Here is a 23,245-nt window from a genome sequence, read left to right on the forward strand (position 1 = left end):
AGAGGACGCCTCTACACCCCCTTATACCCTCTCTTCGCCATGCCCCCTGGGTGCCCAAGAACACCCGAAAGTACCGGGGCCCCCACCTTGGCGGGAGCCAAGGTGGGGTGGGATTACCGGGGCCCCCACCTTGGCGAAAGCCAAGGTGGGGTGGCATTAGAAGCGCCGATCCACCACCAGGCCTCCTTCCAGCTCCCCCACCAGCTCCACCTCGTCCACCTTTAGGCCCGTGGCCTTGGTGATGGCCTCCAGAAGCCCGGCGGGCACCTTCTCCGCCTTAAGCCGAAGGACCAGCTTGTCCGTGCCCTCCAGCTTTCGTTCCACCACCACCTGGTAGCCCCTGGGGTCCAGGCCGAACCCGCCCAGGATGGGGGCCAGCTCCGTGGGGTAGAACTTTACCCCTTTCACCTTCACCATCTGGTCGGTGCGGCCAAAGACCCCCCGGGGTAGGACGGTGAGCCCTTCCCGCCTCTCGGCGATGGCCAAGTCCCCGGTGCGGAAGCGCACCATGGGCATGAGGGTGCGGCTTAGGGCGGTGACCACCAGCTCCCCCTTTTCCCCGTCAGGAACGGGCTTTAGGGTTTCCGGGTCCAGAACTTCCAGCACGGCCATCTCGGGGATCTCCCAAAGGCCATCCTTGGCGAGCTGCTCCCCGGCCACGATCCCCAGCTCGCTGGTGCCATAGGCATCCAGGGCGGTGCACCCCAAAAGGGCCTCCACCTTTTCTCGGAAACCGGGGACGGAGGTGAAGGGCTCGCCCCCTGCCAGAAGGAGGGCGAACCGCCCCCCCGCCTGGCCCACCTTGAGGGCGAAGGAGGGGTTGGTGACCAGCACGTCAAAGCCGTAGGCCTGGCCGATCTCGGCGATGCGGCTGGCCTCCCCGGGCCCATGGGGGAAGACCAGGTTCCCCGCCCGCCAAAGGGCTTGGTGGAAGAGCCACCCCCCGGCATACACGTGGTAGCTGAAGGCCACCAGCACCTTTTTCCCCGTGAGGCCAAGCCGCCGGTAGTGTTCCGCCAGGGCCTCGGTCTGGTAACGGAGGTCCTCCTGGGAGAGGTACTCCGGCATCCAGCCCATGAAAGGGCTCGGGGTCAGGTGCATGAGGCTGGCCCCTGTGGGCGGCCTGGGGTTTTCCTTAAGGTAGGCCACCCATTCCTCCCGGGTGGTGGGAGGAAGCTCCCCCAGGTTGTCCAGGGTGACCTCCTCCGGGTGGATTCCCCTAAGCTTCTCCCGGTAGACGGGGTGTTCCTTGGCCGCGCGCACCACCTCTTTGAGCCGAGCGTTCCGTTCCATGGATCGCCTCCTTCCGCTCCCGCAGGGAACACGGGGATTATACCGGCTCAGGAGCCTGGGCCAGGGTGAGGAGATGGGGAAGGTCCTGGGCTAGGCCTTCCCAAGTGTCCCGCCGCAAGGTGATATGCCCCACCTTCCGCCCTGGGCGCACCGCCTTGCCGTACCAGTGGAGGTGGGCTCCAGCAAAGGCGAGGACCTGGGCGAAGTCGGGTTTGTGGCCAATGAGGTTGGCCATGGCGCTATGGCCCCTTGGGGCCGTGCTCCCCAAGGGGAGGCCCAAAAGGGCCCGGAGGTGGTTTTCAAACTGGCCGGTCTCGGCGCCCTCTATGGTCCAGTGGCCGGAGTTGTGGACCCGGGGGGCCATCTCATTGAAGAGGAGCTCCCCTTCCACCTGGAAAAGCTCCAGGGCCAGAACCCCCACGTACCCCAGGGCCTCCATGGCCTTCTTGGCGTAGGTCTCGGCCTTTTCCTGGAGGGCTTGGGAGGTCCCGGGAGCCGGGGCCAGGGAGAGGCGCAGGATGCCCTCCTGGTGGCGGTTCTCCACCAGGGGGTAGAAGGCCAGCTCTCCGGTGCGGCTCCGCACTCCCAGGATGGAGAGCTCCCGGTCAAAGGGGATATGCCCCTCGAGGACCAATCCCCTTCCCCCCAGGGCCTGGAAGGCCTTGGGCGCCTCCTCCCAAGAGCCGATCCGCACCTGTCCTTTGCCGTCGTACCCGCCCTGGCGGGTCTTGAGGAGGGCGGGAAAGCCCAGGGCCCTCAGGCCCTCCTCCAGCTCCTCGAGGCTATCCACCGGGTGGAAGGGAGGGGTGGGTACCCCCAGGCCTTGCATAAAGGCCTTTTCCGCCAGGCGGTCCTGGGCCACCTCCAGGGCCTTGGGGGGAGGGAATACGGGAAGCCTCTTTGCCAAGAAGCGGGCCGCCTCCACGGGGACGTTCTCAAACTCGTAGGTGACCAGGTCCAGCCCCTCGGCGAAGCGGCGAAGGGCCTTTTCGTCCAGGTAGTCACCCACCACGAGTTCCCCCACCTGCCCGGCGCAGGCCTCAGGGGAGGGGTCCAGGAAGCGGAAGGAAAGGCCCAAGGGATAGCCGGCCAGGGCCAGCATCCGGCCCAGCTGTCCCCCGCCCAGGATGCCTATCCTCATCCTTCCTCCCGGGGGTCGGGGTGGGCCAAGACGGCTTCGGTCTGGGCCTTCCGGTAGGCCTCGAGGCGCTCCATCACCTGGGGGTGGGAAAGCCCCACGATGCTGGCGGCAAGCAGGGCCGCGTTCACCGCCCCCGCCTTGCCGATGGCCAGGGTGCCCACGGGGACGCCCGCCGGCATCTGCACCATGGAGAGGAGGGAGTCCAGGCCCTTTAAGGCCTTGCTCTCCACCGGTACCCCCAGCACGGGCAGGGGGGTGTGGGCGGCGGTCATCCCCGGGAGGTGGGCCGCCCCACCCGCTCCAGCGATGATCACCAAAAGCCCCCGCTCCTTGGCGGTTTTGGCGTACTCCGCCATGAGGTCCGGGGTGCGGTGGGCGGAGACCACCCGCACCTCATAGGGAACCCCTAGGGCCTCGAGGGTCTCCGCCGCATGGCGCAGGGTTTCCCAGTCGGACTTAGAACCCATGATAACGCCCACCAAAGGCCGCATCGTACCGGATTGTACCAAGCCTTCCCCCTCGTGGTAAAAGGCAGGCCATGGATGCCTTGGAACTGCTTCGGCTCAACCTCCTTTCCCCCATGGTGCTGGCCTTCGCCCTGGGGGTGGCGGCCCGGCTTCTCAAGAGCGACCTGGCCTTTCCCGAGGCCCTGTACACGGCCCTATCCATCTACCTGCTCTTCGCCATCGGCTTCAAAGGGGGGGTGGAGCTTTCCAAGACCCCCGTGGCCACCCTGCTCCTTCCCGCCTTGGCCACCCTGGGCCTGGGGATGTTCCGCCCCCTTTCCAGCTATTTTCTGGCCCGCCGCTTTCTCACCCTCGGCCGGGTGGATGCCGGGGCCTTGGCCGCCCATTACGGTTCGGTCTCTGCGGTGACCTTTTTGGCGGCCCTCACCTTTGCCCAAGGGGTGGGCCACAGGCCCGAGGGCTTCTTGCCCACCCTGGTGGCCCTTTTGGAGGTGCCGGGTATCGTGGTGGCCCTGCTCTTGGCCAAGCGGGGAGGTGGGAACCTGGGTGACGCCTTCCAGGAGGTCCTTACCGGGAGGAGCGTGGTCCTCCTGGTGGGAGGGCTTCTCATCGGGGCCCTTTCCGGGGAGGAGGGGATGGACCGGGTAAAACCCTTTTTTGTGGATCCCTTCTATGGGGTCCTCACCCTTTTCCTGCTGGATCTGGGGATGGTGGCGGCCTCGAGGTTCGCTGCCCTAAAACAGGTGGGCTTCCGCCTGGTCCTCTATGGCATCCTCCTGCCCATCTTCCATGGGGCCATCGGGGTGTATCTCGGGCATTGGGTGGGGCTTTCCGTGGGAGGAGCAACGGTTTTGGGGGCCATGGCCGCCAGCAGCAGCTATATCGCCGCCCCCGCCGCCGTGCGCATCGCCTTGCCGGAGGCCAATCCCAGCCTGTACCTCACCGCCAGCTTGGCGGTGACCTTTCCCTTTAACCTGGTCTTGGGCATCCCCATCTACCACGCCCTAACCCAGTGGATCGGGGGGTGAAACATGGACCTGAAGCCCTTAAAGCTGGTGACCATCGTGGCCGAGAGCATCCTGGAGAAGAAGCTGGTGGAGGAGATCAAGCGCCTGGGGGCCAAAGGGTACACCATCGTGCCCGCCAGGGGGGAGGGCTCGAGGGGCATGCGCAGCCTGGACTGGGAGGGGCAGAACATCCGCTTGGAGACCATTGTCCCCGAGGAGGTGGCCCTCCGCATCCTAGCCCGGCTGCAGGAGGCCTACTTCCCCCACTATGCCGTGATCGCCTATGTGGAGAACGTTTGGGTGGTGCGGGGGGAGAAATACGTGTAGGCGGGATTCAAGGCGCTTTAGCCCCCAGGTTTTCGCCGCAAAAGGGCAAGGGCAAGCAGCAGGAGGAGGACGGGCCACAGCAACCAAGCGGGAAGCCTTTCCCCCACCAAGTAGGCTAGGAGCACCAGGCCTTGGGTCCAAAGAAGGCTTCCCAGAGCGGCGAGGGCCAGGTAGGGTAGCCAGGGAAAGCCCAGGGCCCCGAGCAAGAAGGGCACCGCGGTGCGCAGGCCCGGCACGGAGGGGGCAACCAGCAAGGCCGAAGGGCCAAAACGGTTTAGGAGTCTGGTGGCCTGCTGCCTTAGCCTTTCGGGGAAGCGTTTTATCACCTTAGGGCCCAGGATCCGCCCCAGTCCGTACCCCATTCCGTGCCCCAGGTAGCTTCCCAGGAGGAGGATGGGGAGCAAGGGGAAGAGGGCCAGCCTTCCCTCCCCGGCCAGGGCTCCTAGGGCCAAGAGGAGGGTATCCCCTCCGGGTACAAAGAGGCCGAAGGGGAAGCCCACCTCCAGGAAGAGGAGTAGGGCTGGGAGAAGGTAGGTCCAAAAGTTCATCTCAGGAGGGTTGGACCGCTGGCTTACGCAGGGCCCAGAGGCTTCCCAAAAGGAGCATCCCCAGGATGAAGAGGCTAAAGGTCTCCTTGTCCAGGCCCACCACCAGCTCGGGGCGGTGGAGGACCTCCTTCATCAGCTTGTCCCAGCCGCCCAGGAGGAGCTTAACCCCGGCAAGCCCCACCACCCCATAGGCCAGGTGCTTGAACCGGGGGTAGCGGTCCAGGAGGGAGACCACCAGGCTGGCTAGCATCCTGAGGGCCAGTATTCCTAAGAAGACCCCGGTGTAGATGACCCAAAGCTTGTCGGAAAGGGCCACGGCCACCAGCACCGAGTCCACGGCAAAGGCCAGGTCCATGACCTCCACCTGGGCTACCGTCTTCCAGAACTGGGTGGCGCTCACCGCTAGGGGAGGTGGGGCGTGGGCGTCCTCGGGTTTCAGGAAGTGCCTGAGGGCGATGTAGAGGAGATAGGCGGCTCCAAGGACCTGAACCCACCACAGCTTTATGACCAGGGCAGCAAAGAGAAGGGCCAGGCCCCGAAGCACGTAGGCCCCCAGGATGCCGTAGAAAAGGGCTTTTCGCCTCAGGTGAACGGGTAGCTTTTGGACGATGACCCCCAGGATCAGGGCGTTATCAGCGGAGAGGATCACCTCCAGGGCCACCAGGATGAGGATCACGGAGAGAACGCTACCTTCCATGTCAACCTCCCAAAAAGATAAAGACCACCGCTTCCTGCGGTGGTCTCGCCCGGGCTTTCTGCCCCCAGCCCCCGGGGCTTAGGCCCGTCCTGACGGAAGGCTGGTATTGGGGCTACTCCCCAACCGGGGATATTGTGGCACATTTGCCCTCTTTTATCCAGGGGGAAGGTGAGCTTGGCTAGGCAAAGGGCTGGAAGGCAGGGTATCCTTGGGGGTATGGACGAGCGCCAGGAAGCCTTACCCGAAGGGGAAAAGGCATCTGGGGAGGGTTTGCCCACCAAGGAGCAGGTCCTCGAGGCCCTGAAGGTGGTCTACGACCCCGAGATTCCCGTGAACATCGTGGATCTGGGTCTGGTCTACGACGTGGAAATCCATGAAAACGGGGTGGTGGACCTCACCATGACCCTCACCGCCATCGGCTGTCCGGCCCAGGACATGGTGAAGGCCGATGCGGAGATGGCGGTGATGCGCCTGCCCGGGGTACAGGGGGTGAACGTGGAGTTCGTCTGGACCCCTCCCTGGACCCCTGCCCGCATGACCGAGGAGGGCAAGCGCATGATGCGGATGTTTGGGTTCAACGTGTAGGCGGCCTACCCCTTTCCCTGCCTCGCCGGGAGGGGTTTCCCCCACCTCGGCGGCTTCACCCAAGGCTGCCCTCTTCCGTCTTATCCCGGGCTTGGCCTGGGCGCACCACCACGGTATCGGCGATGAGGTCATGCCAGGCCTGGCGCCTGGGATGGAAAAAGGCCCACAGGTAGCCCAGGAGAAGGGGGAGGGTGGAGAGGGTCTTGCCGATCACCTCCCGTATGAAGGCGGTGAGCCAGTCCACGGGTTGGCCGTCCGTGCGGACCACCCTGAGGCCCAGGGCCATTTTTCCTGGGGTAGCCCCATACAAAGCGGTGAAGATCACGTAGTAGGCCCAGCTGGGTAGCCAGTTGAAGAGGAAATCCTGGAGGAAGGTGGTGCTTGCCGTCAAGGGGTTGATACCGGCAAGGGTCATTAAAAGAAAACTCAGGGGCACCAGGATAAGCCCGTCTATGAGGGAGGCTAGGAGCCGGCGCCAGGGGCTTGCGATCACCATAGGCCACCCCCCAGGTAGCGGTACTCGAGGCGGAACCCTTTCCGGCCGAGCAAGGAAACCAGCTGCTCGGTTTCCGAGGAAAGGCCCAGGGGAAAGCTCTCGCCCAGGAGCTCGTCCAAAAGTCCCTTGGGTTTTTTATAACGCACCAGGCGAAACTCCGCCAGGCCGGCCAGCTCTGCAGCGCGCCTGGCGGCGTCCTCCAGGTAGCCTTCCCGGTCCGCAAGTCCCAGGGCGATGGCCTGGGCTCCCGAGTAAATGCGGCCATCGGCCAGGAGCCGCACCCTCTCCGGGGAAAGGCGCCTTCCTTCGCTAACCCTGGCCAGAAAAAGCCGGTACGCCTCCCGCATATAGCCCTGGAGGATGGCTTGCTCCTCGGGGGTGAGGGGCCTTAGGCCAGAACCCATGTCCTTGAGCCTTCCTTCCTTAAGAACTTTCACTTGGACGCCCAGTTTGGCCAACAAACCCTGGACCTGGGGGAGGGTGGCGATGACCCCGATGGAGCCGGTGATGGCCGTGGCCGGGGTAAAGATTTCCCGGGCGGCGGTGGCCACATAGTAGCCCCCGCTGGCGGCCACCGTGCCGAAGGCGGCCACCAGGGGCTTTGCCTGGGCCAGGCCCTTTAGGGCCCGGTGGATGGCCTCGGTTTCCGTTACGCTACCCCCAGGGCTGTCCACGAAGAGGACGGCGGCCCGGATGCTTTGGTCCTCCTGGGCCTGGCGGATCTTGGATAGGAGGTCCTCGAGGTCTTTTCCCGCGGGGATACTCCCCGCCACTTCCAGGAGGACCACTTTTTCGCCGCGGCCATATAGGGTGGTTTCCCGCCAGGGATGGTCGGTTTCCCGGGATTGGGTTAGGCGCCCCAGGCCCACCACCAGAAGGGCCACCATCAGGAAAAGGAGAAGGGCTAGCCAACGCTTTCGGTTCATGGTTCCGAGGTAGCACAAGGGTATGCTGAGCCTGTGCTTAGGGTGGTGGTCAAGCCGGGAAAGGAGAGGAAGGTCCGCAACTTCTACCCCAACCTCTATCGGGATGAGCTGGAGGAGATGCCTTCCCAAGCAGGGGTAGCGGAGGCGGTGGCTACCGATGGGAGCTTTGTGGCGGTGGGCTACCTGGACCCCGATTCCCGCATCCCTTTCCGGGCTTACCGCTTTGACCCTGGCCCGCTGGATCGGGCCTTTTTTCTAGCCCGCTTTCAGCGGGCCCTCAGGAGGCGGGAAGGGATGGGCCAAAGCTACCGCTTGGTGCATGGGGAGGCGGACGGGCTTCCTGGGCTAGTGGTGGACCGCTTCGGGGAAGTCTTGGTCCTCCAGGTGCGCACCCGGGGGATGGAGGCCTTAAGGGGGGCGTGGTTTCCGGCTCTTCTGGAGGTTGTGTCCCCCAAGGGGGTTTATGAGCGAAGCGATGTGGAGGCCAGGAGGCAGGAAGGCCTTCCCGAGAGGGTAGGGGTGGTCTACGGGGAGGTGCCTGGGGTTTTGGAGGTGGAGGAGGATGGCCTCCTTTTCTCCATTCCCCTGGTCCTGGCCCAGAAGACGGGGTTTTACCTGGACCAGCGGGAAAACCGCCGCCTTTTTGAAGGCCTGGTGCGCCCAGGGGAGAGGGTTTTGGACGTCTATAGCTACGTGGGGGGCTTTGCCCTCAGGGCTGCCCGGAAAGGGGCCTATGCCCTGGCAGTGGACAAGGACCTCGAGGCCCTCTCGGTGTTGGACCGAGCGGCGTTACGCCTGGGCTTTAGGGTGGACATCCTCCACGGAGAAGCCTTGGAGGTGCTAAAGGGCCTCGAGGGGTCCTTTCAGCATATCCTCTTGGACCCGCCCACCTTGGTGAAACGGCCGGAGGAGGTTTCCCCCATGAAGCGGCACCTGGTGGATCTCCTAAGGGAGGCCCTGCGCCTTTTGGCCCCCGAGGGCTACCTTTGGCTTTCCACGTGTAGCTACTACCTAAAGGCGGAGGACCTTTTGGAGGTGGCCCGGCGGGCGGCCGCCGACCGGGGGATGCGGCTAAGGGTACACGCCCTCACCTACCAGCCTAGGGATCACCCTTGGAGCCTGCACGTGCCGGAAAGCCTTTATTTGAAAACCCTTATCCTGCAGGAGGATGCCCTGTAAGGGCCGGTCGAGCCCTGGTATGATGGGCAGGGAAGCACCTTTGGGGTGCGGAAAGGGAGGCGCGTATGGAAGTGGCAAGGGGTTTGGAGGGCGTGCTCTTCACGGAAAGCCGGATGTGCTTCATTGACGGGGAGGCGGGCCGCCTCTATTACTACGGCATCCCCATCCAGGACCTAGCGGAAAGGAGCACCTTTGAAGAGACCACCTTTCTCCTCCTACACGGGAGACTTCCCAAACGGGAGGAGCTGGAAACCTTTAAGCGAGAACTTGCCTGGCGACGGGCCCTGCCAGATCACCTTCTGGAGTCCTTCCGCCGGTATCCCCTAGGGGCCCATCCCATGAGCTTCCTGCGCACGGCGGTTTCCGAGCTGGGCATGCTGGACCCAGAAGAAGGGGACATCTCTCAGGAAGCCCTCTACGAAAAAGGCCTTGACCTCATCGCCAAGTTTGCCACCATCGTGGCGGTCAACAAGCGTTTGCGCGAGGGGAAGGAGCCCTTGCCGCCTAGGGAGGACCTTTCCCACGCTGCCAACTTCCTGTTCATGGCGAACGGGGTGGAACCTTCCCCGGAACAAGAGCGCCTCATGGATGCCGCTTTAATCCTGCACGCCGAGCACGGCTTCAACGCCAGCACCTTCACCGCCATCGCCGCTTTTTCCACGGAGACCGACCTCTATTCGGCCATCACCGCCGCTGTGGCTTCCCTAAAGGGGCCCAGGCACGGTGGGGCCAACGAAGCGGTGATGAAGATGATCCAGGAGATCGGCACCCCCGAGAGGGCCCGGGACTGGGTGCGGGAGAAGCTGGCCCGGAAGGAGCGCATCATGGGCATGGGCCACCGGGTCTATAAGGCCTTTGACCCCCGGGCTGGGGTCCTGGAGAGGCTGGCCCGCATTGTGGCGGAAACCCACGGGCACTCCACCGAGTACCAGATCCTCAAAATCGTGGAGGAGGAGGCGGGCAAGGTCCTTAACCCTAGGGGCATCTACCCCAACGTGGACTTTTACTCCGGGGTGGTCTACTCCGATTTGGGCTTCGGCCTGGAGTTCTTTACCCCCATCTTTGCTGTGGCCCGCATCTCTGGTTGGGTGGGGCATATCCTGGAGTACAAGGCCTTGGACAACCGCCTGCTGCGCCCCGATGCCAAGTACATCGGTCAGCTGGACGTGCCCTATCTTCCCGTGGAGGCGCGGGCTTAGGGGATAGGGCCTGGGCTGGGGGCCAAAAAGCCCCTGGCCTTCTGGCACCACCCCACCCTGGCCCCTGCCAGGGTGGGGGCTTCGGAGAAGCCCTTGGATGGGCGAGATCTTGGTGGCAATCGGGGAATAAAACGCGGGAAAAGGGCAGGGCTTCCCACCTTCATCCCAGGGGAAGGGTTCGCCAGGGTGGTCCCTCCGGCGAGGTACAAGCGGTGACTAGAGCCCGCAAAAGGCTTCGTAATCTATGAGCTCCCGCTGTGTGGGATGGTCCCCGCAGACGGGGCAGGCCGGGTTCCGGCGTAAGGCAAGCTTGCGGAACTGGCTCTCCAAAGCGTCGTAGAGGAGGAGAGAGCCAGCTAGGGGTTTACCGATGCCCAGAAGCACCTTTAGGGCCTCCGCCGCCATCAGGCTTCCCACCACCGCCGGTAAAACCCCGAAGACCCCGGCCTCCGCACAGGAGGGGACGCTTCCCGGCGGAGGGGGCTTGGGGAAGAGGCAACGGTAACAGGGGCCCATCTCCCCTTCCGGGGTCCTGTGGTGGAAGACCGCCACCTGGCCGTCAAACTGGTAGATGGCCCCGTGGACCAAAGGCTTTCCTAGGAGGACACAGGCGTCATTCACCAGGTAGCGGGTGGGGAAGTTGTCGGAGGCATCCACCACCAGGTCGTAGGGTTTCAGGATCTCCAGGGCATTTTCCGAGGTGAGGCGCGCCGGGTAGGCGTCAACCGCCACCAAGGGGTTTAGGGCTAGAAGCCGCTCCTTGGCCACCAGAGCCTTGGGTTTGCCTATGTCCTCGGTCGTGTAGAGCACCTGGCGGTGGAGGTTAGAGACCTCCACCCGGTCCATCTCCACGATGCCGATCCGGCCCACCCCAGCTGCCACCAGATACTGGAGGACAGGAACCCCAAGCCCTCCGGCTCCCACCACCACCACAGAGGCCTGCTTGAGCCTTTCTTGCCCTTCCGGCCCCACCTGGGGCAGGATCATCTGCCGGTGGTAGCGGTCCAGCTCCTCCCTGGTCCACATGGCCTAGGCCTCCCGGGTGCCGAAGCCAGGGGGAAGGAAGTCGGGGTAGTCGGGGTTGCCCTTGCGGTCGGGGGCCTTGGGGATGAGGTCCGAGGGATGGGGTTCCCCTTTGCGGCAGTAGGGACAGTCGTGGCGCACCTTGTAGCGCACGGGTCTGGCGGGAATCCCCAGGGCGATAGCGTGGGGGGGCACGTCCTTGGTGACGATGGCCCCGGTGCCCACCATGGCATCGTCCCCGATGCGCACCCCCGCCAGGATGGTGGCGTGGTAGGTGATGCGTACCCCGCTTCCGATGATGGTTTCCTTAAGGGTCACATCGGGGGAGGCCAGGACGTGGTGGGTGTGGCTGTAGACGTTCACATAGTCGGAAAGGGAGGACCGGTCCCCAATCTTGATGCCGCCGATATCGTCCAGGAGGACGTAGCGGTGGACCACCACGTCGTCCCCCAGCTCCAGGTTGTACCCCACGGAAAACTCCACGTTTTGGAAGAACTTGGGGTTTCGCCCCACCCGCTTGAAGATGAAGGGGGCCAGGGCCCGGCGGATAGCCACCCCCGAGTGCACGGACTGGCCGATGGGGGTGAGGTCCAAAACCTTCCAGAACCAGAGGAGGGGCTTGACCTTTTGGAACTTCTCCTGGTCGGTGGCGGCGTAGTACTCGGCCTCAAAGGTGATGCCCTCGGGGTCCAACCCCATGGCGGCCAGAGGGCTGGCCTCGAGGAGTTCTTGATAGGGCCGGCCATAGAGGAGGCGGGCCAGCTCCTCCCGCACCAGGGCATTGCGGTCCACGGCGGGGTCGGAAAGCTTCTCCACCAAGCTCCCCAGGAAGCGGTCCAGGGCCTTTTCGTGGAGGGGGGTGATTCCTTTGGGCAGAAGCCAAGGCATATGGGTTATGCTAAACGGAAACCCCATGGAAAGGGATACCCCAACTTACCACCTAGGCCAGGGCAAGGTCTTCGGAAAAGGCCTTAAGAGGGGAACCGAGGGGACGAAACACGAGAAGGGTGTCACCCCATGGACCGGTAGCCCAGTTCCCTTAAGGCCTCGGGGTCCTTGCGCCAGTCGGGGTAGACCTTGACCTCGAGGTCCAAGTACACATGCCGGTTCAAGAAGATTTCCAGCTGCTTCCTAGCCCCTTGGCCGATCTCCTTGATCTTCCGACCCCCCTCCCCGATGACGATGGCCTTCTGGGAGGGGCGTTCCACGTAGAGGATGGCCTTGATGTAGAGGACGCCGTTTTCCCTTTCCGCCACCTCCTCGGTTTTCACGGCCACCGCGTAGGGTACCTCGTGCCAAAGGCGCTTCATGGCCTCTTCCCGCACGATCTCCGCCACCCACTCCCCGAAGTCTTGGTCGCTTTTGGCGAAGTCCTCGGGGTAGAAGAAGGGGCCTTCGGGAAGGAGGGCCAGGAGTTCCGCCTTAAGCTCGGCCACCTGGCGCTCGTCCAAGGCGGAGAGCGTACGGGTTTCCGCCTTGGGAAGGAGGGCATGGTAGGCCCTTAGGGCTTCCTCAGGGTACCTGGCGGCGTCCAGCTTGTTGCCCACCAAAAGGATGGGCACCTTCCCCACCAGGGGCCTTAGGGCCTTGGCCACCAGCTCATCCTCCGGGGTGGGGGGGTGGCGCAGGTCCACCACCCACACCACCGCGTTCACATCGGCTAAGGCCTCGTAGACCTCCTGGTCCATGAACTCCCCCAGGGCGTCCATGGGCTGGTGGAGGCCTGGGGTGTCCACGAAGACGATCTGGCGGTTGCCCTCGGTGAGGATGCCCCGAAGGCGCTTGCGGGTGGTCTGGGGCTTGGGGCTGATGGGGGCCACCTTCACCCCCAGGAGGTTGTTGAGGAGGGTGGACTTGCCCACGTTGGGCTTGCCCACAATGGCCACGAATCCGGAATAGGTTTTCTCTTCCATGGTCCTTAGGTCATCCCGGCCCCTGGGGATTGGCCTTGAGGCCTGGGGCCGGACCTTCCAGCCACGGGCCTGGCCCGCAACCAAGGGCGGAATACGGGCTTTGCCCGTGGCCCAGGTTTTTCAGTATACTCCAAAGCCGTGGATCCCCTAGCCCTGGCCCTGCTTCCCGGCATCGGGCCCAAGCGGCTTCTGGAGCTTTTGGCTGAGGAAAACCCGGTGCGTTCTTTAAAAGAGCGCTTTCCTCAGGCGGCGATAGGGCTTCCCCAGGCGGAAAAGCAAGCCGGGAGGGAAAGGGAGCGGGCAGCGGCCTTAGGGGTGCGCATCCTGGGCCTGTGGGAGGAGGAATTCCCTGAGGGGCTCAGGCGGCTTCCCCAGCCTCCCACCCATCTTTACCTGAAGGGAGAACTTCCGGAAGAAGGGCGAGCGGTGGCCATCGTGGGTACCCGCAAGGCCTCCTCCTGGGCCCTTTTCTTTACCCGGAGGCTGGCCCGGGAGCTGGCCGAGGCGGGGGTTGCGGTGCTTTCCGGTCTGGCCCGGGGCATTGACCGGGAGGCTCACCTTGGGGCCTTGGAGGGAGGAGGGCGGACCCTGGGGGTTTTGGGGAGTGCCTTGGACCGCCTCTATCCCCCCGAGCACCGGGAGCTGGCCCATAGGATGGACCTGGTTTCCGAGTTTCCCTTGGGCACCGGTCCCAAGCCGGAGTTTTTCCCGCGGAGAAACCGCATCATCGCTGGGCTTGCCCGGGCGGTGATCGTGGTGGAGGCCCCCTTGGAGTCCGGGGCCCTCATCACCGCCCGCTACGCCCTGGAGCTGGGCAAGGAGGTCTTGGCGGTGCCGGGCCGGCCCACGGACGAAAACTCCCTGGGGGCCAACCGCCTTATCCAGGACGGGGCTTACCCGGTGCTTTCCGCGGAGGACGTCCTCTCCTACCTGGGATTTTCCGGAAAGCCCAGGAAGGCGCTGGAGCTTTCCCAGGAGGAGGAAGGGCTTTACGCCCTTCTGCGGCAGGGGGAGGCCTTGCCCGAGGACCTGGCCCAAGCCTTGGGGTTGACCCCAGAGCGGGTACTTTCCCTCCTCACCCTCCTGGAGCTGAAGGGCCTGGCCCAGGCCTTACCGGGGGGAAGGTATGGGGCTTTATAGCCCTGGCCGGGCCCTAGGGCCCGGCCAGGGGTGCTGGCCTACTTGGCCTTCTCGTAGAGCTTCTTGGCGATCTCGTAGAGCTCGCCCGGGTGGAACTCGGGGGCGAAAAGGGCGGCGTCGTGGCCGGGATCAAAGACCGGGCCACCCTCGGGGGGTCCGTCCACAACCCTTACCTCGCTTCCGTCCTCCGGGGAGGGGCCGGACCAGATGAGGCCCAGGTCCTGGTAGTCTGAGGGGCTGAAGCGGTAGAGGTTTTTGTGGAAGCCCAGGTCCATGTACTTCTTGGCCTCGGGGATCTTGCTGTTCTCAATCCGGGGGATGGGGAGCATCTTGGTCATCTCCACCCCGGTAAGGCTTTCCAGGGCTTTGCCGTAGGCGGCGGCGTGCACCCCGCCCCGCACCAGGAGGTAGCCGATCATCTCCCGGGCCACGGGGTTGGCGGTCATCTCGTAGACCCGGAGTTTGTGGGTACGGGCGGCCACTTCCAGGAAGAAGTTGTGCAAAAGATCCAGGATCAGGTTGCCGCTGGTGAAGACGTATTCCCCGTGCCAGTGCTCCCCCATGGCCCCCATCACCAGGCTGTTGCCTCCTCCGGCGATGAAATGGGCGGCGTTGCGGGCATCCTTGGCGAAGCCCAGGGGGGCTTGTACTGGGTCCACGCCTTCCTCCAGGTACTGGCCAGGGTTCTTGGCCAAAAGGCTGTTTATGGTGGCGGCCACAAGTTCTATATGGCCCAATTCTTCGGTGGCGATGTTGGCGATGAGGTCGTAATAGGGCTTGAGGGACTTCTTCCCCCGGAAGTTGAAGGACTGGTACATGTAGTTCATCAGGGTGGACATCTCCCCGAAGCGCCCCCCCAGAAGGGCCTGTACCGCCGCTGCCGCATTGGGGTCCTGCTCCTTGGGCATGGGCAACTCTATCTGTAGGCGATCTATCCTTAAAAACATCCTTACACCTCCTGCCTGACCTAGCCAGGCACTTTTCACCTTAGGGAAACCCTACTCATAAGTCTAATAGATTCGGATAGCCAAGGAAATAAAATAAAGCTATGACCTTGGACCAACTGCGTTACCTGGTGGCCTTGGTGGAGGAAAAGAGCTTCACCCGGGCGGCGGAGCGGGTCTACCTCTCCCAGCCCGCCCTAAGCGTGCAGATCCGCAAGCTGGAGGAGGAGCTACGGGTGAAGCTCTTTGACCGCAGGCGGGGAGAACCCACCGAGATGGGGCAGGCGGTGGCGGCCCAGGCCCGAAGGGTTTTAGAGGGGGTGGCCAGGATCAAGGCCATGGCCCGGGGGGAGGAGGGGGTGTTCCTGGGCCTTTTCCATATAGGTGTCATCCCCACCCTTGCCCCCTATCTGCTTCCCAAGCTGTTGCCTCGGCTTGCAGAAAAGCATCCCGCCCTCGAGGTCTCGGTGCGGGAGGAGCTCACCCCAAGTATCCTCCAGGGGCTTCAAGAGGGGCGCCTGGACGCTGGGCTGGTGGGCACGGAGGAGCGGGTGGCAGGTGTGCAAAGCATTCCCCTTTTCTCCGAGGGGTTTCTGGCCTACGTCTACCCGGGGCATCCCCTTTACGCTAAGGAGAGCCTCCATCCCTTGGAGATACCCCTCGAGGACACCTGGGTCCTCTCGGAGGGCCACTGCTTCCGCGACCAGGTCCTTTCCGTTTGCCGCCCAAGCATGGAAAGGCCCAAGGTGGCCTTCCAAAGCGGCAACCTGGAGACCCTGGTCCTCTTGGTGGAGGAGGTAGGGGGGCTTACCCTTCTTCCTGAGGTGGCCCTATGGACCCTGCCCAGGGATAAGCATGCCCACCTAAGGCCCCTAAGCCCTCCGGGTGCGGGGCGGACCGTGTACCTCTTGGTGCGGGAAGGAAGCCTCAAGGCTCCCGTGGCCCGGGTTTTGGGGGAGGAGGCCAAGGACATCTTCCAAGGGTTACGGGTGAGGGTTTGAGGGCAAAAAAGCGTTATGATTAGGGCGGAGGTTCGCCATGATTAAGGCCGAGGCAAAGGGTGGGGACGTGCATATCAAAGCGGGGCTCATCTGGATGAACGGGGCCCTTCTGCCCCAGGAGGAGGCCAAGACCAGCGTCCTAAGCCACGCCCTTCACTATGGGACTAGCGTTTTTGAGGGAATACGGGCCTATGAAACCCCAAGGGGTCCGGCCATCTTCCGCCTTCGGGAGCACGTGCGGCGTCTTTTCAACTCCGCCAAGGTCCTGCGCATGGAGATTCCCTTCACCCCGGAGGAGATGGAGGAGGCCATCAAGGAGGTGGTGCGGCAAAACGGCTACAAGAGCTGTTACATCCGCCCCCTGGCCTGGATGGGGGCCAAGGCTTTGGGGGTGAACCCCTTGCCCAACAACCCCGCGGAGGTCATGGTGGCCGCCTGGGAGTGGGGGGCTTACCTGGGGGAGGAGGCGGTGCGCAAGGGGGCTAAGCTCATCACCAGCTCCTGGGCCCGCTTCCCCGCCAACGTGATGCCGGGAAAGGCCAAGGTGGGGGGAAACTACGTGAACTCGGCCCTGGCCAAGATGGAAGCGGTGGCGGCGGGGGCGGACGAGGCCCTGTTGCTGGACGAGGAAGGCTATGTGGCCGAGGGCAGTGGGGAGAACGTGTTTTTCGTCCGGGATGGGGTGGTCTACGCCCTCGAGCACTCGGTGAACCTGGAGGGCATCACCCGCGACTCGGTGATCCGCATCGCCAAGGACCTGGGCTATGAGGTGCAGGTGGTGCGGGCCACCCGGGACCAGCTCTACATGGCCGACGAGGTCTTCATCACCGGCACCGCCGCCGAGGTGACCCCGGTTTCCATGATTGACTGGCGGCCCATCGGTTCGGGGAGCGCCGGGCCCATCACCTTAAGGCTACGGGAGGTTTACCTGGAGGTGGTGCGGGGCCTGAGGCCGGAGTACGAGGGCTGGCTCACCTACGTGTGACCGCGTGAGTGCCGGCCGGAAACGCCCCATTGGCAGAAGGCCTTCAGGGGGTCCGGGACCTGGAGCCGGCGGGCTCGCTCCGGGGTTGCCTGCCCTTTGGGAAGGCGAGGGCAAAGCGAGCGGAGGAGGTACGAGGGGCGGGGCCCTACCGGTTCGCTGGAGGCTATTTTCTCAGCCAGTCCTCGAGGACCCTTTGGTAGAGGTTAGGGTCCAGGCGGGGGTTTTGGTAAAGCCCCGCCTCCAGCCTTTGCCTTTGGGCCTCAAAGAGGATCACCGCTGCCGCCACGCTCACGTTCAGGCTTTGCACCATCCCCAACATGGGGATCTTGATGGCCCCATGGGAAAGGGCTAAGGCTTCCTCGGATACCCCCCATTTCTCCGCCCCCAGGAGGATGGCCGTGGGCTGGGTGTAGTCCACCTCCCGGAAGTCTTGGGCATCCTCCCGTAGGGCGGTGGCGTAGATCTTAAAACCCCTCTCCTTAAGGAAGGCCATGGCCTCCCGGATGCTGGGGTGCACCCTCAGGTAGACCCACTTGTGGCTACCCCCGCTGGTCTCGTTGAAGGTGGGAACCCCCCCGGTGGGGTTCACCGCATGGGTCTCGAGGACCCCCACGGCGTCACAGCTGCGGAGTATGGCCGAGAGGTTGTGGGGCTTGTGCACGTTTTCCAGCAAAACGGTAAGGTCGGGCTGGCGCCTCCTTAGGACCTCCTCAATGCGGCGTCTACGGGCCTCGGTCACGGTTTCTCAGCTTAGCGATGAGGGGCTTTAAAAGCCAGCGCTTGAGCTTCAGGGCCTGGCGGTTCACGATGAGGCGGGCGGTGGAGTGGGCCAGAACCTCCACCTCCACGAGGCCCGCCGCCTTGAGGGTGGCTCCGGTCTGGACCACGTCCACCACCGCATCCGCCAGGCCCGTAACCGCCGCCAGCTCAATGTTGCCGGATAGCTCCACCACGTCCGCCACCCAGCCCCGCTCCTTCAGGAGCCTGTTGGTGAAGGAGGGGTACTTGGTGGCGATGCGGCGGATGGGGGAGGTGTCCCCGGGGCGCCGGATGAGGGAAAGCCGGCAGGCCCCGAAACCCAGGTCCACGGGCTCAAACAGGTCCCGGCCCGAGTCCAAAAGGATATCCTTGCCCACCACCCCCACCTCGGCGATCCCCAGGTCCACGTAGACGGGCACATCCTTGTTACGAAGCTCCAGGAGGGCGATTCCCCCTTCCTTGCCGTGGAGGAGGGCCCGCTCGTTTTCTATGGCGGGGAGTTCTAGCCCTGCTTCGCTTAACGCCTCGTAGGCTTCCCGGAACATCCTTCCCTTGGGCAGGGCGATGGTGAGGGCAAAGCGCTTCATGCCTCCTCCACCTTGAAGACGCGCTCCCCTTGGGCCAGGTAGCGGATGCCCCGGGCCTTGGCGTAGGCCACCGGGTCTTCCCCATGGAAAAGCTCCACCCGTTTTTCCTTTGCCTGGAGGCGGAGGGCCTTAAGGTCCAGGGCTAAGACCTCGGGAGATTCCTCCGCCTGGGGGGGCCTCAAGGCCTCCAAGGCCCGCTCCACCCCTATGGCGAAGCCCGCCGCCACCGGGAGGAGGGCCCCGTCGTACCGGCCGCCTCCCAGAAGGGGCAGGCCGAACCCTGGGGTGTAGGCCCGGAAGAAGATCCCCGAGTAGTACTCGTAGCGCCGGGCCATGCCCAGGTCCAGGAGCACGGGCCTTTCCAAAAGCTCCAGGGTCCTTTCCAGATCCTCCAGGGCCTTCCTGGCCCGCTCGGGGAGGGGCAGGCGCTTGGCCTCGGAGAGCACCTCCACCTCCCCGTAGAGGTCGGGGAGGGCCAGGAGGGTACGCCTGGCCTCGAGGGATACGGGGTGGCGGGAGAGGAGCTCGGTGAGCTCGGGGAGGTTCTTGCGGTGGATGGCCTTTTGCGCCTCCTTCCGGGCCTCTTCCGGTAGGCCCGAGGCCTTAAGCACCTCCCCCACCAGGCTGGGAAGGCCCACCTCCACCTCCCCTTCCAGGCCCAGGGCCTCGAGGGCGGCGAAGGCCAAGGAGAGGATCTCCGCATCCGCCAAGGGCCCCGTGGCCCCGATGAGTTCCAGCCCCACCTGGGTGTACTCCCGGTAGCGGCCCAGCTCCGCATCCCCTTCCCTAAGCCAGAGGGGCCCCGCGTACTGGAAGCGGGTTACCCCTTCCCCCAGGTGGGACCTTAAGAGCTTGGCCAAGAGGGTGGTGAACTCGCTCCTTAGGGCCAGCACCTCCCCCGTTTTGTCCACCAGCTTGAAGGCCCGTTCCGCCAGGGGATGGGTGGGGTCGTAGACCTCCAGGGCTGGAAGCTCCACGGGCTCATACCCGTGGCGGAGGAACAGATCCCGGAGCCGGGCCATGAGCTCGGCCTTGAGCCGGGCCTCCGGGGGGAGGAGGAAGCGGGTACCTTCGGGAATCATTCCTTGACCAGGATCTCCACGCTGAGGATCTTGTCCCGCTCCCTCCGGGCCCCGGGGCCCTCCGTGGGGGCCAGGCGCCTTACCACCTCCATCCCCTCCACCACCTGGGCGAAGAGGGTGTACTGCCCGGTGAGGTGGGGGGTGGGGGCCAGGGTGATGAAGAACTGGCTGCCGTTGGAGTTGGGGTCCTGGGTGCGGGCCATGCCCACCATGCCTTCCCGGTCAAAGGCCAGACCCGGGGCGATCTCCAGGCCAAAGCTGTACCCAGGCCCACCCCGGCCCGTGCCCGTGGGGTCCCCGGTCTGGGCCACGAAGCCGGGGATGACCCGGTGCCACTCCACCGCCTCAAAGTAGCGGTGGAGGGCCAGGAAGACGAAGGAGTTCACCGTGTTGGGGGCCTCTTTTTCCAGGAGGTCCAGGAGGATGTCCCCCTGGGTGGTCTTGATGCGGGCGTAGTAGTCCTTTCCGGGCTCCAAGAGGGCCTCCGGGGCCTTAAAGGAGCGCACCGGGGTTTCCGAAAGGTATGGCAGCGGCTTCATGCTTTCCCCTTTGCAGGCGCTTAGAAGAAGGAGGAAGAGGAAAAGGGCGCGCACACCCATAGCCTACACCCGGGGCAGGGTGATGCCCCTTTGGCCCTGGTACTTGCCCTGGCGGTCCTTGTAGGTGGTCTCGGGCCTTGGGCCCTCTAGGAAAAGGATCTGGACAATGCCCTCGTTGGCGTAAACCTTGGCGGGAAGGGGGGTGGTGTTGGAGATCTCCAGGGTGACATGCCCTTCCCAGCCAGGTTCCAAGGGGGTTACGTTGGCCACGATGCCGCAACGGGCATAGGTGCTCTTGCCCAAGGCGATGGCGATCACGTTTTCCGGCATGCGGATGTACTCCACGCTCCGGGTGAGGGCGAAGGAGTTGGGGGGGATGATGACCTCCTCGCCCTCGTACTCCACGAAGCTCTTGGGGTCGAAGCCTTTGGGGTCCACCACCGTGGAGAAGACATTGGTGAAGATCTTCCACTCGGGGGCTGCCCTGAGGTCGTAACCGAAGCTAGAAAGCCCGTAGCTTATGACCCCTTCCCGGACTAGCCTTTCTTCAAAAGGCTCAATCATCCCTCTTTTGGCCATCTCCCGGATCCACCAATCCGGCTTAATCATGCCTTCAACTATACCCGCTAGACTGGACCTATGCGAAAGCTCTGGCCCCTCTTCCTCCTCCTGGCCGCCTGCGGCACCCAAGACCCCACGGGGGTGGGGATGGAGCCTTTGCGCCTCACCAGCACCACCCTGCCCCCCGCCTACCTGGGGGAGGCCTACACCGCCACCTTCAGCGCCGAAGGGGGGGTGCGGCCCTACGCCTTTAGCCTGGAGGGCAAGCTCCCCCAGGGCCTCGCCTTCCAGGGGGGGCGGATCACGGGAACCCCCAAGGAAAAGGGCCAGTTCCCCTTAACCCTCACGGTGGAGGACGGGGCCAAGAATAGCCGGGTGCAGCGGCTTACCCTTACCGTCTCCGACCCGCCCCCGCCCCGGCTCACCCTGGTGGCCCCGCCCGCCCAGGTGGAGGGGCCCTTCCTCCTCTTGGGCCGCATAGAGGTGCGGGAGGCCTTGGGGTTTCAGCTGGACCTGCCCCTAAAGGACCTGGTGCCGGACCTTTCTAGTTTCAAGGCCCTAAGCCCCGTTTACCTCCTGGACTACGACCCTGAGGCAGGTCTTTTGCGGCTGGATATGGCCTTTCTTAGGCCGGTGAAGGACCAGGAGGCCTTCCGCCTCCTTATCACCCCGCAAAAGCCCCTTACCCCAAGGCTTGCCCCCCGGGTGGTCCTGTACGACAAGGAGGGGAAGGCCATGGGCGAGGCCCTTAGGCGGGGCAAGCCCTTTGCCGAACTCCTAGGGCTAGCCCAGAACTGGGGTAAGGAGGGGAAGGAGCTTAAAGGGGACCTGAACGGGGACGGTAAGGTGGAAGGCGCCGACCTCCAGGCCCTGGGCCAGGGCTACTTCCCCAAGGTCACCGCCCCGGTGCCCCCTGGGGGTGCCCCTCCGGCTGGACAGGAAGAGGCCCCACCTCCACCCCAGGAGCAAGGCTCCCCCTGAGACCGTGGGGATGGGGCTTGCACGGGGGTTTTAGGCCAGGCAAGGCGGGGTGGTGTCACAGGGCCTTGCGGATGGCCTCGGCGTCTTCCCGGCGAAAGCCATAGAGGGTGACCTCGAGGGTATCCGGGGCCTTCTTGATCTCCGAAAGCATCACCCGGGCCACCTCCTCCACGGGAAGCCCCCCCACCCCGGTGCCCAAAAGGGGAAAGGCCACCGTCCTTAGCCCTAGCTCCACCGCCTTTTCCAAGGCGCTTCGGGTGGCCTGGCGCACGGTTTCCAGGCTGGCGGGCTCATCCCCCAAGACGGCGGCATGGATCACGTAGCGAACTCCCAGGTTGCCGGCTCCGGTGACCGCGGCTTCTCCCACGCGGATCTTCCCTATACGGTCGCACTCCTCCTGGATGGAGGGGCCCCCTTTCCTTAGGATGGCCCCCGCCACCCCAGCGCCCAGCTTCAAGTGGTTGTTGGCGGCGTTGACGAGGGCATCCCCCCGGAACTCGGTGATGTCCCCTTCTTGGACACGGATGCGGGCCATGTCCCCATTTTCCCGTACAATGGGCCTGATGTCACGGGATATCTTGGGCCTCGAGGGGCGGATCGTCATGGTCACGGGAGCCGGCAGGGGCTTCGGCCGGGCCATTGCCCACGGCTACGGGCGCAATGGGGCCACGGTTATCGCCGTGGACCCCGACGTGGAGATGGCCACCGGCGTGGCCTCGGAGGTGGAGGCCCTGGGGGCCACGGCCATCCCCATTCGGGGCGATATGAGTGTGGTGTTGGACGTGACCAGCACCTTTGAAAAGGTGGAGGAACTCTTTGGCCTACTGGATGGCATCGTCCACGTGACCACCGCCGAGAGCAAGACCCCCTTCGTGGAGCTTCTGGAGGGGGAGTGGTACGACCTCATGAGCCAAGATGTGAAGTCCAGTCTGTACGTGCTCCAGCAGGGGTTGCGCCACCTGGCCGGGGGTGGGTTTGTCACCCTGGTGCTACCGCCAGCGGTGCGCATCGAGCCCCATACCCTTTCCGTGCGCCGGGCGGTGGAAGGGCTCATCGAGGGAGTTACCCGGACCTTCCCCGGGGTGCGGGTCAACGGGGTGGTGCCCTCCAGGGACCCGGTTTCCGAGCTTTACGACCAGGCCCTGGTCCGGGCGGCCTTGGGCCTGGGCTCCATGGTTTCCGAGGGGGTTCGCGGGGTGGTGCTGGAGGTGGAGCTTCCCGAGCCTCCCCCATCCCCCGAGATCTACGAGCTTCTTAGGGAAGTGCCATGAAGTGCCCTTACTGCGGCCATCCCGATACCCGCGTGGTGGACTCCCGCCCTTCCGACGAGGGGGCAGCCATCCGCCGCCGGCGGGAATGCCCGGCCTGTGGCCGCCGTTTCACCACCTACGAGCGCACCCAGCTGGAGCCCCTGATGGTCATCAAGCGGGATGGGCGCAAGGAGCCTTTTAACCCAGATAAGCTCCTGAGGGGGCTCCTCCTGGCCTGCGAAAAGCGCCCCGTGGATCCGGAGGCTCTCCGCCGCTTTGCCTATACCTTTGAGGACCAGGTGACCGGGCCGGAGGTGTCCTCCGAGGAGATCGGCCTCAAGGCCATGGCCTTTCTGCGCGACCTGGACCATGTAGCCTACATCCGCTTCGCCTCCGTGTACCGGGAGTTTGACTCGGTGGAGCGCTTCATCGAGGAGATCCGCCGCCTGGGGGGTGTTGACAAGAAGGAGGGGGCTTGATAGCATAGCTTTTGCTGCGCGGGCGAAAGCCCAAGCAGGGGGATCTTGAAAAGGGGAGAGCAGAGGCTAACACCAAGCCAATAACGCCTTTAGGCGTTTTTTTGTTGGAGAGTTTGATCCTGGCTCAGGGTGAACG

Annotated in this window: 28 protein-coding genes; 11 read left to right on the forward strand and 17 right to left on the reverse strand. The window is 64.4% G+C overall.

Annotated elements, in window-relative coordinates; all coding sequences use genetic code 11:
- Window positions 1-156 precede the first annotated feature (156 nt).
- From L0D18_RS09200 to purE, 3 genes are read right to left on the reverse strand one after another with little or no spacing between them, the layout of a single operon-like run.
- Window positions 157-1,293: a phenylacetate--CoA ligase family protein gene (locus L0D18_RS09200; RefSeq protein WP_243028587.1), complete on the reverse strand. Its 1,137-nt coding sequence runs from the start codon at window positions 1,291-1,293 to the stop codon at window positions 157-159.
- A gap of 37 nt (window positions 1,294-1,330) precedes the next feature.
- Window positions 1,331-2,434 (reverse strand): 5-(carboxyamino)imidazole ribonucleotide synthase, encoded by a 1,104-nt coding sequence (locus L0D18_RS09205; RefSeq protein WP_243028588.1) that lies wholly within the window; start codon window positions 2,432-2,434, stop codon window positions 1,331-1,333.
- Window positions 2,431-2,925, reverse strand: coding sequence for a 5-(carboxyamino)imidazole ribonucleotide mutase (gene purE / locus L0D18_RS09210; protein WP_243028589.1), 495 nt, complete (start codon window positions 2,923-2,925; stop codon window positions 2,431-2,433). The genes L0D18_RS09205 and purE overlap by 4 nt, the downstream gene beginning before the upstream one ends.
- 47 nt (window positions 2,926-2,972) lie before the next feature.
- Here purE and L0D18_RS09215 point away from each other — a divergent pair, with 47 nt between their 5' ends.
- Window positions 2,973-3,929: a sodium-dependent bicarbonate transport family permease gene (locus L0D18_RS09215; protein ID WP_243028590.1), complete on the forward strand. Its 957-nt coding sequence runs from the start codon at window positions 2,973-2,975 to the stop codon at window positions 3,927-3,929.
- 3 nt (window positions 3,930-3,932) lie between these two features.
- Window positions 3,933-4,235: a P-II family nitrogen regulator gene (locus L0D18_RS09220; RefSeq protein WP_243028591.1), complete on the forward strand. Its 303-nt coding sequence runs from the start codon at window positions 3,933-3,935 to the stop codon at window positions 4,233-4,235.
- Window positions 4,236-4,252: 17 nt separating this feature from the next.
- Here the strand turns inward: L0D18_RS09220 and L0D18_RS09225 are convergent, their stop codons facing one another.
- Window positions 4,253-4,783, reverse strand: a complete 531-nt coding sequence (locus L0D18_RS09225) for a DedA family protein (RefSeq protein WP_243028592.1) — start codon at window positions 4,781-4,783, stop codon at window positions 4,253-4,255.
- 1 nt (window position 4,784) lies between these two features.
- The gene (locus tag L0D18_RS09230; protein WP_243028593.1) at window positions 4,785-5,480 is read right to left on the reverse strand and encodes a TerC family protein; all 696 of its coding nucleotides are present in this window, start codon (window positions 5,478-5,480) and stop codon (window positions 4,785-4,787) included.
- 216 nt (window positions 5,481-5,696) lie between these two features.
- On the opposite strand from L0D18_RS09230, the gene L0D18_RS09235 reads away from it, so the two are divergent.
- Window positions 5,697-6,065 (forward strand): metal-sulfur cluster assembly factor, encoded by a 369-nt coding sequence (locus L0D18_RS09235; RefSeq protein WP_243028594.1) that lies wholly within the window; start codon window positions 5,697-5,699, stop codon window positions 6,063-6,065.
- A gap of 55 nt (window positions 6,066-6,120) precedes the next feature.
- Here the strand turns inward: L0D18_RS09235 and L0D18_RS09240 are convergent, their stop codons facing one another.
- Together L0D18_RS09240 and sppA are read right to left on the reverse strand one after the other, a co-directional pair.
- Window positions 6,121-6,561, reverse strand: a complete 441-nt coding sequence (locus L0D18_RS09240; protein WP_243028595.1) for an RDD family protein — start codon at window positions 6,559-6,561, stop codon at window positions 6,121-6,123.
- Entirely contained in the window at window positions 6,555-7,487 is a 933-nt protein-coding gene (gene sppA, locus L0D18_RS09245) for a signal peptide peptidase SppA (RefSeq protein WP_243028596.1), read from the reverse strand. The genes L0D18_RS09240 and sppA overlap by 7 nt, the downstream gene beginning before the upstream one ends.
- A 33-nt stretch (window positions 7,488-7,520) precedes the next feature.
- Here sppA and L0D18_RS09250 point away from each other — a divergent pair, with 33 nt between their 5' ends.
- Both L0D18_RS09250 and L0D18_RS09255 read left to right on the forward strand, forming a co-directional pair.
- On the forward strand, window positions 7,521-8,666 hold the full coding sequence (locus L0D18_RS09250) for a class I SAM-dependent rRNA methyltransferase (protein ID WP_243028597.1): 1,146 nt from the start codon (window positions 7,521-7,523) through the stop codon (window positions 8,664-8,666).
- Window positions 8,667-8,731: 65 nt separating this feature from the next.
- Complete coding sequence (locus tag L0D18_RS09255; RefSeq protein ID WP_243028598.1) at window positions 8,732-9,865, forward strand: citrate synthase/methylcitrate synthase; 1,134 nt, start codon at window positions 8,732-8,734, stop codon at window positions 9,863-9,865.
- A 216-nt stretch (window positions 9,866-10,081) separates the two neighbouring features.
- Here L0D18_RS09255 and L0D18_RS09260 read toward each other — a convergent pair whose 3' ends face one another.
- From L0D18_RS09260 to era, 3 genes are all read right to left on the reverse strand, one after another.
- Window positions 10,082-10,891 carry a HesA/MoeB/ThiF family protein gene (locus L0D18_RS09260; protein WP_243028599.1) on the reverse strand — a complete coding sequence of 270 codons (810 nt, stop codon included), beginning with the start codon at window positions 10,889-10,891 and terminating at the stop codon, window positions 10,082-10,084.
- 3 nt (window positions 10,892-10,894) lie between these two features.
- Window positions 10,895-11,776 carry an acyltransferase gene (locus L0D18_RS09265; RefSeq protein WP_243028600.1) on the reverse strand — a complete coding sequence of 294 codons (882 nt, stop codon included), beginning with the start codon at window positions 11,774-11,776 and terminating at the stop codon, window positions 10,895-10,897.
- Between the two features lie 122 nt (window positions 11,777-11,898).
- Window positions 11,899-12,801 carry a GTPase Era gene (gene era / locus L0D18_RS09270; protein ID WP_243028601.1) on the reverse strand — a complete coding sequence of 301 codons (903 nt, stop codon included), beginning with the start codon at window positions 12,799-12,801 and terminating at the stop codon, window positions 11,899-11,901.
- Window positions 12,802-12,939: 138 nt separating this feature from the next.
- Here era and dprA point away from each other — a divergent pair, with 138 nt between their 5' ends.
- Window positions 12,940-13,941: a DNA-processing protein DprA gene (gene dprA, locus L0D18_RS09275; RefSeq protein WP_243028602.1), complete on the forward strand. Its 1,002-nt coding sequence runs from the start codon at window positions 12,940-12,942 to the stop codon at window positions 13,939-13,941.
- Between the two features lie 38 nt (window positions 13,942-13,979).
- On the opposite strand, the gene L0D18_RS09280 is transcribed toward dprA, so the two are convergent.
- Window positions 13,980-14,888, reverse strand: coding sequence for a manganese catalase family protein (locus tag L0D18_RS09280; RefSeq protein ID WP_243028603.1), 909 nt, complete (start codon window positions 14,886-14,888; stop codon window positions 13,980-13,982).
- Window positions 14,889-14,989: 101 nt separating this feature from the next.
- Here L0D18_RS09280 and L0D18_RS09285 point away from each other — a divergent pair, with 101 nt between their 5' ends.
- Both L0D18_RS09285 and L0D18_RS09290 read left to right on the forward strand, forming a co-directional pair.
- A complete protein-coding gene (locus L0D18_RS09285) occupies window positions 14,990-15,886 on the forward strand; it encodes a hydrogen peroxide-inducible genes activator (RefSeq protein WP_243028604.1) in 897 nt (298 codons plus the stop codon).
- A 37-nt stretch (window positions 15,887-15,923) separates the two neighbouring features.
- Window positions 15,924-16,871: a branched-chain amino acid transaminase gene (locus tag L0D18_RS09290; RefSeq protein ID WP_243028605.1), complete on the forward strand. Its 948-nt coding sequence runs from the start codon at window positions 15,924-15,926 to the stop codon at window positions 16,869-16,871.
- A 163-nt stretch (window positions 16,872-17,034) separates the two neighbouring features.
- On the opposite strand, the gene trmH is transcribed toward L0D18_RS09290, so the two are convergent.
- The 5 genes from trmH to dcd are packed head-to-tail and all read right to left on the reverse strand — an operon-like array spanning window position 17,035 to window position 20,447.
- Window positions 17,035-17,610 (reverse strand): tRNA (guanosine(18)-2'-O)-methyltransferase TrmH, encoded by a 576-nt coding sequence (gene trmH / locus L0D18_RS09295; RefSeq protein ID WP_243028606.1) that lies wholly within the window; start codon window positions 17,608-17,610, stop codon window positions 17,035-17,037.
- Window positions 17,594-18,217, reverse strand: coding sequence for an ATP phosphoribosyltransferase (hisG, locus tag L0D18_RS09300; protein ID WP_243028607.1), 624 nt, complete (start codon window positions 18,215-18,217; stop codon window positions 17,594-17,596). The genes trmH and hisG overlap by 17 nt, the downstream gene beginning before the upstream one ends.
- The gene (locus L0D18_RS09305) at window positions 18,214-19,299 is read right to left on the reverse strand and encodes an ATP phosphoribosyltransferase regulatory subunit (RefSeq protein ID WP_243028608.1); all 1,086 of its coding nucleotides are present in this window, start codon (window positions 19,297-19,299) and stop codon (window positions 18,214-18,216) included. The genes hisG and L0D18_RS09305 overlap by 4 nt, the downstream gene beginning before the upstream one ends.
- A complete protein-coding gene (locus L0D18_RS09310; protein WP_243028609.1) occupies window positions 19,296-19,898 on the reverse strand; it encodes a peptidylprolyl isomerase in 603 nt (200 codons plus the stop codon). The genes L0D18_RS09305 and L0D18_RS09310 overlap by 4 nt, the downstream gene beginning before the upstream one ends.
- 3 nt (window positions 19,899-19,901) lie before the next feature.
- Window positions 19,902-20,447, reverse strand: a complete 546-nt coding sequence (dcd, locus tag L0D18_RS09315; RefSeq protein ID WP_243028610.1) for a dCTP deaminase — start codon at window positions 20,445-20,447, stop codon at window positions 19,902-19,904.
- 30 nt (window positions 20,448-20,477) lie between these two features.
- On the opposite strand from dcd, the gene L0D18_RS09320 reads away from it, so the two are divergent.
- On the forward strand, window positions 20,478-21,380 hold the full coding sequence (locus L0D18_RS09320; RefSeq protein ID WP_243028611.1) for a putative Ig domain-containing protein: 903 nt from the start codon (window positions 20,478-20,480) through the stop codon (window positions 21,378-21,380).
- A gap of 55 nt (window positions 21,381-21,435) precedes the next feature.
- On the opposite strand, the gene L0D18_RS09325 is transcribed toward L0D18_RS09320, so the two are convergent.
- Window positions 21,436-21,915, reverse strand: coding sequence for a macro domain-containing protein (locus tag L0D18_RS09325; protein ID WP_243028612.1), 480 nt, complete (start codon window positions 21,913-21,915; stop codon window positions 21,436-21,438).
- Between the two features lie 28 nt (window positions 21,916-21,943).
- On the opposite strand from L0D18_RS09325, the gene L0D18_RS09330 reads away from it, so the two are divergent.
- Together L0D18_RS09330 and nrdR are read left to right on the forward strand one after the other, a co-directional pair.
- Entirely contained in the window at window positions 21,944-22,651 is a 708-nt protein-coding gene (locus L0D18_RS09330) for an SDR family NAD(P)-dependent oxidoreductase (protein WP_243028613.1), read from the forward strand.
- Complete coding sequence (gene nrdR / locus L0D18_RS09335; RefSeq protein WP_243028614.1) at window positions 22,648-23,109, forward strand: transcriptional regulator NrdR; 462 nt, start codon at window positions 22,648-22,650, stop codon at window positions 23,107-23,109. The genes L0D18_RS09330 and nrdR overlap by 4 nt, the downstream gene beginning before the upstream one ends.
- The last annotated feature ends 136 nt before the right edge of the window (window positions 23,110-23,245 follow it).

Source organism: Thermus albus (assembly GCF_022760855.1).
In the GTDB taxonomy this organism is placed as follows: Bacteria; Deinococcota; Deinococci; order Deinococcales; family Thermaceae; genus Thermus; species Thermus albus.